At 64.6% G+C, this 14,010-nt stretch carries 12 protein-coding genes; 10 read left to right on the forward strand and 2 right to left on the reverse strand.

Annotated elements, in window-relative coordinates; all coding sequences use genetic code 11:
- Positions 1–99: 99 nt before the first annotated feature.
- Entirely contained in the window at positions 100–1,113 is a 1,014-nt protein-coding gene (locus tag HAP40_RS27340) for a formamidase (RefSeq protein ID WP_166814831.1), read from the forward strand.
- A 33-nt stretch (positions 1,114–1,146) separates the two neighbouring features.
- Here the strand turns inward: HAP40_RS27340 and HAP40_RS27345 are convergent, their stop codons facing one another.
- Positions 1,147–2,520, reverse strand: coding sequence for a hypothetical protein (locus HAP40_RS27345; RefSeq protein WP_166814830.1), 1,374 nt, complete (start codon positions 2,518–2,520; stop codon positions 1,147–1,149).
- A 73-nt stretch (positions 2,521–2,593) separates the two neighbouring features.
- Positions 2,594–3,877 (reverse strand): allantoate amidohydrolase, encoded by a 1,284-nt coding sequence (locus tag HAP40_RS27350; protein ID WP_166814829.1) that lies wholly within the window; start codon positions 3,875–3,877, stop codon positions 2,594–2,596.
- 407 nt (positions 3,878–4,284) lie between these two features.
- Between HAP40_RS27350 and HAP40_RS27355 the strand changes: the two genes are divergently transcribed.
- The 9 genes from HAP40_RS27355 to HAP40_RS27395 all read left to right on the forward strand — a co-directional run bounded on the left by HAP40_RS27355 (position 4,285) and on the right by HAP40_RS27395 (position 13,996).
- Entirely contained in the window at positions 4,285–5,397 is a 1,113-nt protein-coding gene (locus HAP40_RS27355; RefSeq protein WP_166814828.1) for a BMP family ABC transporter substrate-binding protein, read from the forward strand.
- A complete protein-coding gene (locus HAP40_RS27360) occupies positions 5,394–6,506 on the forward strand; it encodes an ABC transporter permease (protein WP_166814827.1) in 1,113 nt (370 codons plus the stop codon). Before HAP40_RS27355 ends, HAP40_RS27360 begins: the two co-directional genes overlap by 4 nt.
- Positions 6,506–7,432, forward strand: a complete 927-nt coding sequence (locus HAP40_RS27365) for an ABC transporter permease (protein ID WP_166814826.1) — start codon at positions 6,506–6,508, stop codon at positions 7,430–7,432. The genes HAP40_RS27360 and HAP40_RS27365 overlap by 1 nt, the downstream gene beginning before the upstream one ends.
- Before the next feature lie 11 nt (positions 7,433–7,443).
- Entirely contained in the window at positions 7,444–8,127 is a 684-nt protein-coding gene (locus HAP40_RS27370) for a cysteine hydrolase family protein (RefSeq protein WP_166814825.1), read from the forward strand.
- A complete protein-coding gene (locus HAP40_RS27375; RefSeq protein ID WP_166814824.1) occupies positions 8,124–9,656 on the forward strand; it encodes an ABC transporter ATP-binding protein in 1,533 nt (510 codons plus the stop codon). Before HAP40_RS27370 ends, HAP40_RS27375 begins: the two co-directional genes overlap by 4 nt.
- A 13-nt stretch (positions 9,657–9,669) precedes the next feature.
- The gene (locus HAP40_RS27380; protein ID WP_166814823.1) at positions 9,670–10,155 is read left to right on the forward strand and encodes a nucleoside deaminase; all 486 of its coding nucleotides are present in this window, start codon (positions 9,670–9,672) and stop codon (positions 10,153–10,155) included.
- Between the two features lie 290 nt (positions 10,156–10,445).
- Positions 10,446–12,017 carry an ABC transporter ATP-binding protein gene (locus tag HAP40_RS27385; protein WP_166814822.1) on the forward strand — a complete coding sequence of 524 codons (1,572 nt, stop codon included), beginning with the start codon at positions 10,446–10,448 and terminating at the stop codon, positions 12,015–12,017.
- Positions 12,001–13,092: an ABC transporter permease gene (locus HAP40_RS27390; RefSeq protein WP_166814821.1), complete on the forward strand. Its 1,092-nt coding sequence runs from the start codon at positions 12,001–12,003 to the stop codon at positions 13,090–13,092. The genes HAP40_RS27385 and HAP40_RS27390 overlap by 17 nt, the downstream gene beginning before the upstream one ends.
- Entirely contained in the window at positions 13,079–13,996 is a 918-nt protein-coding gene (locus HAP40_RS27395) for an ABC transporter permease (RefSeq protein ID WP_166819341.1), read from the forward strand. The genes HAP40_RS27390 and HAP40_RS27395 overlap by 14 nt, the downstream gene beginning before the upstream one ends.
- Positions 13,997–14,010: the final 14 nt, after the last annotated feature.

Genomic DNA, 14,010 nt, shown 5'->3' on the forward strand with positions numbered 1-14,010 from the left:
TGAAAAATCATCTTTAGCTCTCCGCCGAAATCGGATTTGCTTTCGTCAATAATCCCGCGCGCGCAAGGATGTGGCGCGCCAACGACGAGGGAGCTGGTCATGAACGGGCTTGGTGGACTGAACAAATCGCCTGAAGGCGTCGTCATCGGGCTCGTGCAGTTGCAACTGCCGACCGTCGTGACCCGGGCCGATTTGGCAAGGCAGACCGAGCGTATCGTCTGGATGGTCGGCAAGGCGCGTCGCAATCTCTCCACCATGGATCTGGTGGTATTCCCCGAATATTCGTTGCACGGCCTCTCGATGGACACCAATCCCGAGATCATGTGCCGGCTCGACGGGCCCGAGGTGGCGGCCTTCAAGAAGGCCTGCGTCGACAACCGGATCTGGGGCTGCTTCTCCATCATGGAGTTCAACCCGCACGGCAATCCCTACAATTCCGGCCTGATCATCGACGACCACGGCGAGATCAGGCTCTACTATCGAAAGCTTCATCCCTGGATTCCGGTCGAGCCGTGGGAGCCGGGCGACATCGGCATTCCCGTCATCGAGGGCCCGCGGGGCGCGAAGATCGCGCTGATCATCTGCCATGACGGCATGTTCCCGGAGATGGCGCGGGAATGCGCCTACAAGGGCGCCGAGATCATGATCCGCACCGCCGGCTACACCGCGCCGATCCGCGACGCCTGGCGCTTCACCAATCAAGCCAACTCTTTCCAAAACCTGATGGTCACCGCCAACGTCTGCATGTGCGGCTCGGACGGCTCGTTCGATTCCATGGGCGAAGGGATGATCGTCAATTTCGATGGGACCGTGCTGGCGCACGGCACCACCGGCCGCGCCGACGAGATCATCACCGCCGAGGTGCGGCCCGATCTCGTGCGCGAAGCCCGCATCAATTGGGGCGTCGAGAACAATATCTACCAGATCTGGCATCGCGGCTATGTCGCGGTGAAGGGCGGTGCAATGGACTGCCCCTATACTTTCATGCAGGACATGGTCGCGGGCACCTATCGCCTGCCATGGGAAGACCAGATCAAGGTCACCGATGGCACCTCCTGCGGCTTCCCGGCCCCGACGCGGATGTTCGGCAACACGGCGAAGGCCGCGGAATAGCTCTTCTCTGGCCGGGACAAGCCTCGTCCGCTGTCAGTCATTCCATTGAAGGAGCGGCGCTCCATACGCCCTCCTCCAGACCGACAGAAAGCGCGGAAACCAGGAGTGCGCCACGGCGCCCTTGTAGGCCCAGGTGCGGTATTTCAGGCCCTGTTCCGAGATCAGCTCCTGATATCCGCCGTGCACCTCGGTCGCCGTGCGAATGTCCCTCAATATGCCCTGGGCGCAGGCGCGATAAGTGTCGGTCCCGGAGAATTCATCGTAGTCCAGCATGCGGTCCGCGAACTCGACGTTGAACGTCGGCCAGGACGAACGCCCCTGATAGGCGGGCGCGGCAATCTTGTGGATCATCTTGGTCCGTGGATTATCCGCCGACACCAGGAAGTGGAACGTGCTGGGGATGCGAAACCGGGGTTCGGCGATGACCAGATTCGCGGTCGCCGCAAACAGGGCCCGCTCGCTGCCATCGTTCATATCCCAGAATCCGCGATGCACGCTGACGAAATCCAGCGCGACCAAAGAGGCTGGCGTGCCGGCCGGACCATCCAGGGAATGCCTGATGTAGCCGTCCTTGCCGAACAGGCCCAGAAGGTCTTTCTTGTACTGCGCAAGGTCGCGCCCGAGCAGCCGCTTCAGCTCGTTCTCGTCGACTATTCCGAGCTGCACGCCCCACACGAAGGTCGTGTAGACGCAGGCATTGGTGACGAAACGCCTGCGCTCTGCACGCGTATCCGTTGCCGCAGAGCGCGGAGCGCGGGCATCGCACAGCAAATATCTGGTGCCGCTCTCCGCGAATGGCTCGAGCTCGCTCGCGAGCCGGAGAATCGCCCGCTTCAGATCATTGCCGTATTCGGCCAGCAGCAGGCGGCCGGCATGCGCACATTGCGACATCGCCAGATAGGACGACGTCCTCTCCTCGGCGAAGATCATCTGCTGGAGACCGGCGAGAATGCCGAGCAGCGTATCCGAGGGGCGCGAGAAATAGTTTACGCCGAGATACCGTCCGCGTCCTGCCGGGACGATGGTCGTGGTGACGACGTTGGCGCGAACCGCCTCCAGCAGCAGCCGCACGCTTTTCTCGAGCAGGCGTACGCGCCGCACCGCGTCCTGCGAGTCCATGATGGTCTCGGGATCAAGAACGTCGGGATAGAACCAGGCGAAGTCGCGCGGGTAATAGGCCGAGGCGTGCGGCGCGCCGGTGACGAGGAACGCCTCGGACACCGAGAAAGCGCTGTCCATTGAATACCGGTAGAGGTCCTCGATGGCCGACAACGAATGCTGCGACTTTCTCAGAAACCGGTCGCCGAGGAAATTCACCGCCTGAAGCGCGTTGGCGACGAAAGTCGCAGTCACGCCCTGATAGAACCGGTTTCCGCGATCTGATGGAAAAGAGATTTCGCTGTTCATATGCGTCGGTCGGTTGAGGTCTCGTGATCCCGATGATGGCAGTCACCATTCCAACGGTGCCTGATTCGTATCTCTATCCGGTGACTTGCGGACTCAGATGACATTCCCGTGGCCTGAAATTCTCGACCACCCGCAACAACACCCGCGCGCCCGCGTCGACATCGGCGAGCTCGACATGCTCGGCGGGATGATGGCTGATACCGCCGCGGCAGCGGACGAAGATCATGCCGACGTCGGCAACGTCGATCATCGCCATGCCGTCGTGCCCTGCTCCGCTCGGCAGCTCGAAAACGGAAAACCCTTGCGCATCGATCGCCTGCGCGATCTGCTCTTTCAGCCAGGGCGCGCAAGGCGCGGTGCGATTTTCGTGGGTGACGTCGATCTGAAGCACCAGCTGCCTGCGCCCGGCGATCGCCTCGATCCGGCGAACGATTTCGCCGACCGCGCGCTTGCGATGCATGTCGGTCGGCGCACGCACGTCGATGGTGAAGGACACCTCGCCCGGAATGACATTGGTCGCACCCGGCGTGGCGTGGATGTATCCGACTGTGCCGACCAGCCCGTTGGCATCGGTCCGGCAGAATTCTTCGATCGCGCCGATGCATTCGGCAGCCCCGGTGAGCGCGTCGCGGCGAAGCGCCATCGGCACCGTGCCGGCGTGCCCGGCCATGCCGGTCAGCCGCGCGGCAAGCCGTGTCGCACCAGCGATCGCGCTGACCACACCGACGGGCAGGTCCTGAGCTTCCAGCACCGGCCCCTGCTCGATGTGCAGTTCGAGATAGGCAAGCAGCTCGCGCCGCGCCCGCGCCGCCGCGCCGACATGATCGGGGTCGAGGCCGAACGTGATGAGCGCATCGCGCATCGACACGCCCTCGCGGTCGCGCGTGTTCAGAACTCCCTCGTCGAACGTGCCGGCCACCGCACGGCTGCCGAGGAGCGTCGAAGCGAAACGGACCCCCTCTTCATCAGCAAAGCCGACGACCTCGATCGCGAACGGCAAGCGCTTGCCGTGGCGGTTGAGGTCTGCGACGCAGGCGATGGCCGTGATCACGCCGAGCGGCCCGTCCCATTTGCCGGCATCGCGCACGGTGTCGTAATGCGAGCCGAGCATCAGACAGGGCGCACCCGCCTGCTCGCCCTCATAGCGGCCGCAGACGTTGCCGATCGCATCGAGATGCGCATTCATGCCGGCCTCGCGCATCCAGCCCAGGATCAGCTCCGCTGCTTCGCGCAGCTCTTTGCTGAGATAGACCCGGGTAAGCTTGCCGGCCTCTTCCGAAATCGCAGCGAGCGCGTTGATGCGGCCCAAAATCTGTTCGCCGAGCGAGCTCGTCTGAACGGCGTTACCAGCAGTCATCCCGGCGGGCCTTCCATCTCGCGGGGCCGCCAGCGGTGGCGGCTCCGATGACAATCGGTACGAGGCAGGGGTCAGCAAAAATCATGCATCCGGCGGCGCCCCGATCCACGCGTGGTTAGCATGAATGCGAGCAGCCGACCGCAGTCCCTCTTCCATCAGGCACACGCGAACTGGTTAAGGCTGCTTAACTCCATTGCATACAACAGAGAAATACTGCCTAAAAATTAATCTGGCGACTTCCTGACCAGGATTCGAGCATTCTATAAAATTAAACACTATCAATCCCTTACGTCGGAATGACCGTTCAGCGGCCTGTGGCACGAAGCTTGCGACACTTCATCCCGAGCGCCGCTAGACCGGCGGTCGCCGCGAGATCAAGGCGGGACATCCGCCAATGGGAGCAAGCAATGGATTTTGGCAGGATTTCACGACGTCATGTGTTGCAAGGCGGTGCGGCCCTGACCCTCGGCGCCGCGGCCGGGCTCCGCCCGGCCCTCGCGGCCGAGACGACCATCGGCTTCATCTATGTCGGCTCGCGCGACGACTATGGCTACAACCAGGCCCATGCGCAGGGCGCAGCGGCGCTGAAGAAGATTCCCGGCCTCAAGGTCGTCGAGGAAGAGAAAGTGCCGGAGACCGACGCGGTCGAGAAGACGATCGAGTCGATGATCAATCTCGACGGCGCCAGCCTGCTCTTCCCGACCTCGTTCGGCTACTACAATCCGCACGTAGTCAAGATGGCCAATAAGTACCCGAAGCTGCGTTTCGAGCACTGCGGCGGGCTGTGGAGCGACAAGGACCCGAAGAACGCCGGCAGCTATTTCGGCTACATCGACGAAGCTCAATACATCTCGGGCATCGTCGCCGGCTACACCTCCAAGAGCGGCAAGCTCGGCTTCGTTGCGGCCAAGCCGATCCCGCAGGTGCTGCGCAACATCAACGCCTTCACCCTCGGCGCCAGGCTTGCCAATCCCAAGGCGACGACACAGGTCATCTTCACCGGCGATTGGTCGATGCCGGTCAAGGAGGCCGAGGCCACCAACAGCCTGATCGATCAGGGCGTGGACGTGCTCACCTGCCATGTCGACGGCCCGAAGACCATGGTCGAGAATGCCGCACGCCGCGGCGCCTTCGTCTGCGGCTACCACACCAACCAGTCACCGCTCGCGCCGAAGGCGTATCTCACCGGTGCGGAGTGGAATTGGGAAGCGCTCTATCCGAAGTTTGCGAAGATGATCGCGGGCGGCGAGAGCATCCCGAATTTCTATCGCGGCGGCCTCAAGGAAGAGATCGTCAAGACCTCGCCTTACGGCGAAGCGGTTTCCGCCGAAGCACGCAAGCATGCCGATGAGGTGAAGGCCAAATTCCTCTCAGCCGAAGACTACGCCATCTTCAAGGGAGGGCTGGTCGACAACAAGGGCAAGACGGTGATCGCCGCCGGCACCGACCGGGGCCAGAAGGATCCCGAGTTGGAGAAGATGGATTACCTCGTCGAAGGCGTGCTCGGAGCGACTTCGTGACGACGGAAGCTGTGGATTCCACCAATGCGGCCGGGACCATTGCCCCGGCCGCCGATCCCGGCTTTCTCCAGCGCCACGGCGCGACAATCGAGTACATCCTCATTCCGGGCGCGGCGCTCGTGGGCGCGCTCGTGACCTTCGGCATCTTCGTCGCGATGTCCGGAAAGAATCCGCTCGATCTCTACTTCTACATGTATTACGGCGCATTCGGCACCTGGTTCTCCTGGCAGAACACGCTCACGCGCGCTGCCCCCTTGATCCTGACGGCGCTCTGCACCGCATTGCCCGCGCAGCTCGGCATGGTCATCATCGGCGGCGAGGGCGCGCTGCTGATCGGCGCGCTGTCGGCGACCAGTGCGGCGCTTGCGCTTCAGGGCATGCCCCCGCTCATCGTCCAGGTCGCCATGGTCTGCGCCGGCATGATCGGCGGCGGCCTGTGGATCATGCTGTCGGGCGGCCTGCGGCAGTATCGCGGCGTCAACGAGACGATCTCGAGCCTGCTGCTCGTCTACATTGCCCTCGCGCTCCTCAACCATCTCGTCGAAGGTGTGATGCGCGATCCCGCCAGCCTCAACAAACCGTCGACGCGCGAGATCGGCGCCGCCAACATGATCGGCACGATTCCCGGCACCGACGTGCATTGGGGCCTGGTCTTCGGGCTGATCGCCGCCATCGCCGCCTACATCCTGATCTATCACACCGTGTTCGGCTTCGCCGCGCGGGTTGCAGGCGGCAACATCCGCGCCGCGAAGATCGTCGGCCTCGGCGTCAACAAGCTGATCCTGACCATTTGCTTCCTGGCCGGCGGCGCCGCCGGCCTTGCCGGCATGATCGAGGTTGCCGCCGTGCAGGGTCGCACCAATGCCAATCTCGCGGCGGGCTACGGCTTCACCGGCATCCTCGTCGCCTTCCTCGCGCGGCACAATCCGCTCGCGATCATTCCGGTCGCGATCCTGCTCGGGGGCATCAGTGCCAGCGGCGGCCTGCTGCAACGCCGCCTGGGGTTGCCCGATGCATCCGTGCTGGTGCTTCAGGGCATCATCTTCGTCTTCGTGCTGGCCAGTGATGCTCTCTACGGCCGTATCGGTTTCCTAAAAGGCAAGTCCTGATGGCAGACGGATCGATCGGACTCTGGACCGTCCCACTCGCCGTGCTCGGCGGCGCCATTCGCGTCTCGACGCCGTTCCTGTTCGTGAGCCTGGGGGAATGCATCACCGAGCGCTCAGGCCGCATCAATCTCGGCCTCGAAGGCACGCTGGTGATGGGCGCAATGAGCGCCTACGGCATCTCCTACCTCTCGGGCTCACCGTGGCTTGGCGTGCTCGCCGCCGGCATCACCGGCGCGCTCCTGGGCGCGCTGCACGCCGGCATCTGCTCGCTGCCACGCGTCAACGACATCGCGGTCGGCATCGCCTTGATGCTGCTCGGCACCGGCCTTGCCTTCTATATCGGCAAGCCACTGATCGAACCCACCGCGCCGCGCCTGCCCGCGATCGATTTCGGCTGGTGGAGTGACGTTCCGCAAGTGCGCGCCGCACTGCGCATCAACGTCCTGTTCCTGATCGGCGTTGCGCTCGCGCCAATTCTCTACTTTGCCTTCCGCACCACGCGCTGGGGCCTCTTGATCCGCACGGCCGGCGAAAGTTCGGACGCCGCGCGCGCGATGGGCCACTCGGTGCTGCTGATCCGGCTGCGCGCGACCATGGTCGGCGGCTTCCTCGCCGGCATCGGCGGCTCGTTCCTGTCGCTGTTCTACCCTGGGAGTTGGAACGAGGGCCTCTCCTCCGGACAGGGCATCACCGCGGTCGCCCTCGTGATCTTCGCGCGCTGGGATCCCCTGCTGTGCCTGTGGGCCTCGCTCGCTTTTGGCGGCGCCGCGGCGCTGGGACCGGCACTGCAATCGGTCGGGATCACCTCCGGCTATCACCTCTTCAACGCCGCGCCCTACATCCTGACGCTGGCGATCATGATCATCACTTGCTCGCCCAAACGCACGCTGACCGGAGCCCCGGCCGAATTGTCGATCACACGCTAGAGAGCAAAATCATGCCTGAGCGCCACATCAAGTCCGAGCCCTATGCATGGCCCTACAACGGCGATCTTCGTCCCGAGAACACCGCGCTCATCATCATCGACATGCAGACTGATTTCTGCGGCGTCGGCGGCTACGTCGACAAGATGGGCTACGATCTCTCGCTGACGCGGGCACCGATCGAGCCGATCAGGAAGCTGCTCGCAGTGATGCGCAAGCAGGGCTTCCACATCATCCATACCCGCGAAGGCCATCGGCCCGACCTCTCCGATCTTCCCGCCAACAAGCGCTGGCGCTCGCGCCAGATCGGCGCCGGCATCGGCGATCCCGGGCCCTGCGGCCGCATCCTGGTGCGCGGCGAGCCCGGCTGGGACATCATCCCGGAACTGGCGCCGCTGCCGGGCGAGCCTGTTATCGACAAGCCCGGCAAGGGCTCGTTCTGCGCCACAGACCTGGAGCTGATCCTGCGCGTGCGCGGCATCGAGAATATCCTGTTGACCGGCATCACGACCGACGTCTGCGTCCACACCACGATGCGCGAGGCCAATGACCGCGGTTTCGAATGCGTGCTGCTGCACGATTGCTGCGGCGCGACCGACAAGAGCAATCACGATCACGCGCTGAAGATGATCAAGATGCAGGGTGGTGTGTTCGGCGCGGTCTCGACCTCCGACGCCGTCATCGGAGCGATCTCGTGATCATCGGCGAAACACCGCCGCCATCAGGCGCCTTCGGCGTCGACGCCATCGCCATGACGATGCGCTTCGGCGATTTCCTCGCGCTCGACAATGTCGAGCTGAAAGTGCGGCCGGGCTCGTTCCACGCGCTGCTCGGCGAGAACGGCGCCGGCAAGTCCACTCTCGTCAAATGCATCATGGGATACTACCACGCGACCGAGGGCGACATCCTCGTCGGCGGCCGCGAGCAGGCGATTGCCAATCCGAAGGACGCTCACGCGCTCGGTCTCGGCATGGTCTACCAGCATTTCACGCTGGTGCCGGCCATGACGGTCGCCGAAAACCTCGTGCTGGCGCGCGACGATGTTCCGGCGGTGGTGAATTGGCCGAGGGAGATGAAAGCGCTTGAGGCGTTCCTGGCACGGATGCCCTTCAAGGTGCCACTTGGCGCGAAGGTCTCCGACATCTCCGCCGGCGAACGCCAGAAATGCGAGATCCTCAAGCAGCTCTACCTGAAGCGACGCTTCCTGATCCTGGACGAGCCGACCTCGGTGCTGACGCCGGCAGAAGCCGACGAGGTGCTCGGCATGCTCCGCGACATGGTCGTCAGGGGCGAGCTGACCATCCTGATGATCACGCACAAGTTTCGCGAGGTGATGGCCTTCGCCGACGACGTCACCATCCTGCGCCGGGGCAAGCTCGCCGGCCGCGGCAAGGTCGCCGAGCTCACGCCGGACGCGATGGCACGCACCATGATCGGCGCCGAGGAACTGACCGTGCAGCCGCCGCGCACCGGCGAGACCGGCAAAGCCAGGCTCGAGCTGCAAAAGCTGCGCGCGCTCGACGATGCCGGTGCCATAGCCGTCCATGACGTCTCGCTCACCGTGCGCGCCGGCGAGATCGTCGGCATCGCCGGTGTCTCCGGCAACGGCCAGCGCCAGCTGGTCGAGGTGCTCGCGGGCCAGCGCGAGGCCGAAAGCGGCGATATCCATGTTGCGGGGGATCGCTATCGCGCCAGCCGCGAGGAGATGCGGCGCCACAAGATGTCGCTACTGCCCGAGGAGCCGTTGAAGAACGCCTGCGTCGGCGGCATGAGCGTCGCCGACAACATCGCCTTCCGCGAATTCGACCGCGCGCCCTTCGCCCGTGGTGGCTGGTGGCTCAACCGCGGCGCCTTCCGCGACGACGCCAGGGCGAAGATCGCGCAGTACAAGATCAAGACCCGCACGCCGGATACGCCGATCTCCGCCCTGTCGGGCGGCAACGTGCAACGCGCGGTACTCGCCCGCGAGCTTGCCGGCGACGTCGAGGTGCTGATCGCGGCCAACCCCTGCTTCGGCCTCGACTTCGCGGCGGTGGCGCAGATCCACGCCGAGATCATGGCCGCGCGCAACCGCGGCGCGGCGGTGCTGCTGGTCAGCGAGGATCTCGACGAATTGCTGGAACTGTCCGACCGGCTGGTGGTGATGTTCCACGGCGAATTCGTGTATGAAGCACGAACCAGCGCGGCCGACCTCACCGTGGTCGGCCGGCACATGGCGGGACACTGATCAGGGAGCAACGATGAGCGGGGCATCCGAGCGCGACGAACACTTCTTGCGCTTGTCCTTCGCGGTCGCCCGCCGCTCCCTCGCCCTCGGCAATCACCCGTTCGGTTGCATCGTCGTCGACGCTGACGACAGGGTGTTGATCGAGGCCGAGAACGGCTACATGCCGGATCACGACGGCACAGCGCATGCCGAGCGCCTGGCCGCCACTCAGGCCTGCCGCTCGCTTGGCCGCGAGCTGTTGGCGAAGGCAACGCTCTACTCGTCCGCCGAACCCTGCGCGATGTGCGCCGGCGCAATCTACTGGGCCGGCATAGGTCGCGTCGTCTACGGCCTCAGCGAGCACCGCCTGCGCGGCGTCACCGGCAACCATCCGGAGAACCCGACCCTCGACCTGCCCTGCCGCGAGGTCTTTGCCAGCGGACAGCGGCTGACGGAGGTCGTGGGGCCATTGCTCGAGGACGAGGCCGAAGCGCTGCACGCGGGCGTGTGGTCGAAGTAGATTGTCCGGCGACCGCTACCAGATGGGGCAAACGCGCCTGCTTGCCCTGCCCGCCATCAGCAGCCGTGGAAGCACAACGGTTCCGATTGACTCAAACCGTCACAAATTTGCAACACGCGCCGTTCGCGGGTGCGGTTGCTGCCGCTGCTCCTGATTTGCGGCGATCATTGTGCAAACCCGAAGCGACGACTCATCGGCACCACCGCACTGCCGCCGCGTTCGAGCAACGGACGACGCTTCTTCCTACCTTACGCGCGTGTCAAACTAGCCCACAATTGAGGCATCAGCGAATGTCAGATCAGACCCCTTCCGGCCTGCATTCCGGCGAGCCCCCTCTGCTTCAGACGATCGGGCTCACCAAGCGCTATGGTGATTTCCTCGCCAATGATTCCATCGATATCGAGATCCGGCCGAAGGAAATCCACGCCTTGCTCGGCGAGAACGGTGCCGGCAAGTCGACGCTGGTCAAGGCGATCTACGGATTGATCCAACCCAGCGCCGGCGAGATTCGCTGGCGGGGCGAACGCATCGTGCCGTCCGGTCCCGCGGACGCGCGCAGCCGCGGTATCGGCATGGTGTTCCAGCACTTCTCGCTGTTCGATAATCTCACCGTCGCCGAGAACGTCGCGCTCGGCCTCGACGGTAAAGAGCCCTTCAAGGACATGTCGGCGCGGCTGGCGCAGCTTTCGAAGACCTATGGCTTGCCGCTCGATCCCCAACGCGAAGTCTGGCAATTGTCGGCCGGCGAGCGCCAGCGCATCGAGATCGTCCGCATGCTGATGCAGGACCCGAAATTCCTGATCCTGGACGAGCCCACTGCGGTGCTGACGCCTCAGGAAGCCGACCAGCTCTTCATCGTGCTCGAACGGCTGAAGGCCGAAGGCCGCGCCATCCTCTACATCAGCCACAAGCTGGAGGAGGTAAAGCGACTCTGCGACACCGCGACGATCCTGCGCGGCGGCAGGAAGGTCGAGACCTGCAATCCCCGACGCGAGACCGCAGCCTCGCTCGCGCGCATGATGGTCGGCGGTGAGGTCAAGCAAGTGAGGGCTGCATCCGGCCGCACGACCACTGCGCCGCGGATGGTCGTCAACGATCTCACGCTCGCGCCCGTCGAAGCGCATGGCGTACGGCTCGAGCATGTTTCGTTCGAACTCAAGGGCGGCGAGATCCTCGGCATCGCCGGCGTCTCCGGCAACGGCCAGGATGAACTGTTCGCCGCGCTGTCCGGCGAGCGCCTGTCCAAGGACCCCGGCACGATCGTGATCGAGGGCATCGCCGCAGGACACCTCTCGATCACGCAGCGGCGCAAGCTGGGCGCGGCCTTCGTGCCCGAGGAACGGCTCGGCCACGGCACCGCACCGCGCATGAAGCTGTCGGAAAACGCACTGCTCACCGGGCATGCCGCCAGCGGCATGGTCCATCACGGCTTCATCGACACCGCGGCCACGCTGAAGACGGTCGACCGTGCGACCGAGACATTTGACGTGCGCAAGGCCAGCCGTGATCCGGAAGCAGCATCCCTCTCCGGAGGCAATCTGCAGAAATTCATCGTGGGTCGCGAGATCCTGCGCAATCCTGCGGTGCTGGTGGTGAGCCAGCCGACCTGGGGCGTTGATGCCGGCGCCGCCGCCGTGATCCGCCAGGCGCTGCTCGACCTCGCAAGCGCGGGAGCAGCGGTGCTCGTCACCAGCCAGGACCTCGACGAGCTCGCGGAGATTGCCGACCGCATCGCCGTGATGTTCCACGGCCGGCTGTCGGCTCCACTCGCAACGAGCGAAGCAAGCCGGGAAAAGCTCGGCCTTCTCATGGGCGGCAGCAGCCTCGAGCCGACGGAGGTCACCCATGCAGCTGGTGCTTGAGAAGCGCGCCGAGCGCTCCAACACGATCGCGCTGGTCTCTCCGCTGATCGCGATCGGCCTCACGATCGCAACAATGGTCATCCTGTTCGCGATCCTCGGCAAGAATCCGCTGCTCGCCTTGCATGCCTATTTCATCGCGCCCTTGACCGACGGCTATTCGCTCCAGGAGATCGCGGTCAAGGCGACACCGCTGGTGATGATCGCGATCGGGCTCTCGCTCTGCTATCTCGCCAATGCCTGGAACATCGGCGCCGAAGGACAATTCCTGATCGGCGCGGTCGCCGGAAGCTGGATCGCGGTGAGGACTCAGGGCACCGATGCCGGGGCTTGGGTGCTGCCCGCGATGCTCGTCCTCGCAGCCGCTGCGGGCGCGCTCTATGCTCTGATCCCGGCTATCTGCAAGGTGAAGTTCGGCGCCAGCGAGATATTGACCAGCCTGATGCTGGTCTATGTCGCCGATCTCCTGCTCGACTATCTCGTGCGCGGCCCCTGGCGCGATCCGCACGGTTTCAATTTCCCCACCACCGCGGAGTTCGATCCGGTGGCGACGGTGCCGCTATTGATCGAAGGCGGTCGGCTGCATCTCGGCGCGATCATCTGCCTGCTCGTGGTCGCAGCGGCGGCGATCCTGCTCGGACGCACCCTCAAGGGCTTCGAGATCCGCGTGGTCGGCGCAGCGCCACGTGCCGCGCGGTTCGGCGGCTTCAAGGCTAACCAGCTCATCATCCTGACCTTCGCGGTATCAGGCGCGCTGGCAGGCCTTGCCGGCATTATCGAAGTCGCAGGTCCCGTCGGGCATCTCCAGCCCGGCATTTCACCCGGCTACGGCTTTACCGCAATCATCGTGGCTTTCCTGGGCCGGCTGAATCCACTTGGAATATTGGTTGCAGGTCTTTTCCTCGCACTCACCTTTATCGGCGGCGAGCAGGCGCAGATCGCGATGAAGATTCCGTTGGACGTCACCAAGGTGTTTCAGGGCATTCTGCTGTTCTATGTGCTCGCCTGCGATTCCCTCATCCTCTACCGCTTCAAGCTGGTGTTCTCGAACCGACAGGTGATTGGTGGAACTGGTTGAGGCCATCATCCTCGCGGTGCTCGCCGCCTCGACGCCGCTCTTGATTGCGGCGACGGGCGAGCTTGTGACCGAGCGATCCGGCGTGCTCAATCTCGGGGTCGAGGGCATGATGATCGTCGGCGCGGCCTGCGGCTTTGCCGGCGCATGGCTGACCGGATCCACCTTCATTGGCGCGCTGTTCGGCATCGCCGCGGGCACGTTGATGTCGCTGATCTTCGCGCTGATGACGCTCGCCCTCGCAGTCAACCAGGTGGCGACAGGTCTGGCGCTGACCATCCTCGGCATCGGGCTTTCCGGCCTGATCGGCGCCGGCTTCGTCGGCGAGCGCATCACGCCAGCGGTGCACCTCGCCATTCCCGGCCTCACCGACATCCCGCTGGTCGGCCGCGTGCTGTTCGGCGAGGACGGCTTCGTCTATTTCTCCCTTGCACTCGTCGTTGCCGTCTGGTGGTTCCTGTACCGCACGCGCGCGGGATTGATCCTGCGTGCCTGCGGCGACAATGCAGTCTCCGCGCATGCACTCGGCTATCCCGTGCTGCGCATCCGCACCTTCGCCGTGATGTTCGGCGGCGCCTGCGCCGGACTTGCCGGAGCCTATCTGCCGCTCGCCTATACTCCGTTCTTCATTCCCGGCATGACCGCGGGCCGCGGCTGGATCGCGCTGGCGCTGGTGGTGTTCTCGTCCTGGCGGCCGGGCCGGCTCGTCGTGGGCGCCTATCTGTTCGGCGCGGTGACGATCCTGCAATTGCACGCCCAAGGCTGGGGCGTCGGGATTCCCTCGCAGTTCATGTCCGCGCTGCCTTATCTCGCAACCGTCATCGTGCTGGTCCTGATCTCCCGCGCGCGCACCGGCGGCTCGACCGCGCCGGCCGCGCTCGGCACCGTGTTCGTGCCTGACCGCTGAGTTTCATTTCGGCC

The sequence above is a fragment of the Bradyrhizobium sp. 1(2017) genome (assembly GCF_011602485.2).
Classification (GTDB): domain Bacteria; phylum Pseudomonadota; class Alphaproteobacteria; order Rhizobiales; family Xanthobacteraceae; genus Bradyrhizobium.